Here is a 1,869-nt window from a genome sequence, read left to right as displayed (position 1 = left end):
ATACTTTCTCGTACAAAAAATCAAAGTAAAACTTTTCAACAATTGCATTCCCAAAAAAAATTTGGGAATGAGGAGAAACTGTAGTTTTGAAAATTTCATGATCCCGATTCATCGGGATTAGTAAGTTTGGATTTTTTAGCGGCTATTTCAATCTACCCTTTATCCAATTAGGATTTCGACGACAATCAAGCACAGCATAAACAAGTATTGTATTCATCTCGATTCGATAATAAATGTCCGGTTATGATTTTGAATGGGAGAAAGTAAAACAGGATTTGAAGGCATTACAGGAAATCACGATTGAAGAGAACAATAAGAAATTCGCGGTTCGATCTGAATGGCTTGGAACTTGTGGAAAGGTTTTCCAGGCTGTAGGAGTAGCTGTCCCTCCATCAATTGTTGAAATGTAATCTTTATCCGATAAATCAAATCTGTGGTGCCAAGAAGATTTATGCGATCTGTATCTGCCTGTGATATAAGAAGTTATATTTTCGTGGTGTTAAAGATGAGTTTTGGTGTCTTTTGTGCCTTTTCGTGGCTATCAAGGATCTTTCATTTCGACAACCAACCTGAATCCAAGATCCGCTTCCCGATAAAGCGGACATTTCAACAAAGTAAAAATCCGCTCAAATTTCCGGTTAGAATTATTTTTTAGAACAATCATCTCATTACAACCTCCGCAAGCCGCAGAAGCCGGATCAACACCACTCATCAGCCATTCTGAAACTCCATCTGTGATTTTCTGGAGTGGAAATCCCGATTCATCAAAAACCGATATTCCTGAAAAAATTTCATCCTCGCTTTTTGCTGATTTATAGAAAGAAACCTCAATCTGCTTTAAAGTCGGCATTTCACATTCCATCCAGTTGCAGAATGCATTTGCTTCAAACCAACGGACATTAGTAACAGGTCCATAAAGAAAATCAGAATCCGCATCTTTGAATAGAGGTTTATTTTTATAGCTCCAATCAAAGGGTAAACTCATCTTGTATCTCGCTTGATAAAGCCAACCGATGTTACTTTTGCTCATCAAATTTGGATCGATCAACCAGTATTCACGGAATTCATATCCGTCAGCATTAACAAACTCTAGAAACTGTTCATTTGTCACTTCAAATTTACTGATGAAAAATCCTCTTGTTGAAATCATCTCGATGACATTATTTTCCTTAAAAACAGGATAAGAACCAGCTGAGATTTTTTCCATTTCATAATAGATTTTATCCTGAAAGATCAGTTTTGGGAAAATGAGAAAATCGTACAGATTGAAATCATCAGGTAATCCTTCCAGCTTAACTTCCAGAAAATATTTTCCCTTAATTTCAAGAATTCCAAAATCACCAGAAATATAACTTTCTTCAATTTGAAAAATTTCTTTATCTGACTTTCTGAAACAACCTAAATCGATTTTCATGTTTTCTTCCGCATTTTCAATCTGATAATTAATTTCAATTTTGTCGGTTTGGGAAATTGTTACATCCAAAAGGATCGGCAATGCTTCCAATCCTGAAAAAAAGAAAATCACTCCTAGAAAAAACAATATTAATTTCATTCTTACCTCAAATTTTCTCTTTTTCAAAAAAAATTCTTGCTCTATAAATCGTAAATAAAAAATTAACTTTTTAGATGGAATGAATGGAAAAATTTATGAATCCTCTCACAAATAACATAAAATTTCTGAAAGGAGTCGGTGAAAACCGGGCAAAACTCCTGACAAAACTTCATATCTATACAATCAGTGATTTGATGGAGCATTTTCCGCGTGATTATATCAACCGCAAGTCAGAAGTAAAAATACAGAATCTGGAATTTGAAAAACAGGCAGCGATCATCGGCAATATCGTTTCCATCGAGAAAAAAAATTATGGT

2 protein-coding genes are annotated in these 1,869 nt (G+C 34.5%); one reads left to right on the top strand and one right to left on the bottom strand.

Going from position 1 to position 1,869, the window contains the following annotated elements:
- Window positions 1-541: 541 nt before the first annotated feature.
- A complete protein-coding gene (locus tag ENL20_00940; protein HHE37126.1) occupies window positions 542-1,552 on the bottom strand; it encodes a hypothetical protein in 1,011 nt (336 codons plus the stop codon).
- Between the two features lie 83 nt (window positions 1,553-1,635).
- Between ENL20_00940 and ENL20_00935 the strand changes: the two genes are divergently transcribed.
- Window positions 1,636-1,869: DNA helicase RecG (locus ENL20_00935; GenBank protein HHE37125.1), on the top strand; the 234-nt coding region annotated here is incomplete at its 3' end.

It is taken from the genome of Candidatus Cloacimonadota bacterium (genome assembly GCA_011372345.1).
GTDB lineage: Bacteria > Cloacimonadota > Cloacimonadia > Cloacimonadales > TCS61 > DRTC01.
The sequence above is the reverse complement of the archived record's forward strand: the minus strand, read 5'-3'. Positions and strand labels throughout refer to the sequence as shown.

Bases quoted from the DNA above. Each gene is read 5' to 3' on its own strand.
- ENL20_00940 (HHE37126.1), bottom strand. From the start codon at position 1,552: ATGAAATTAATATTGTTTTTTCTAGGAGTGATTTTCTTTTTTTCAGGA.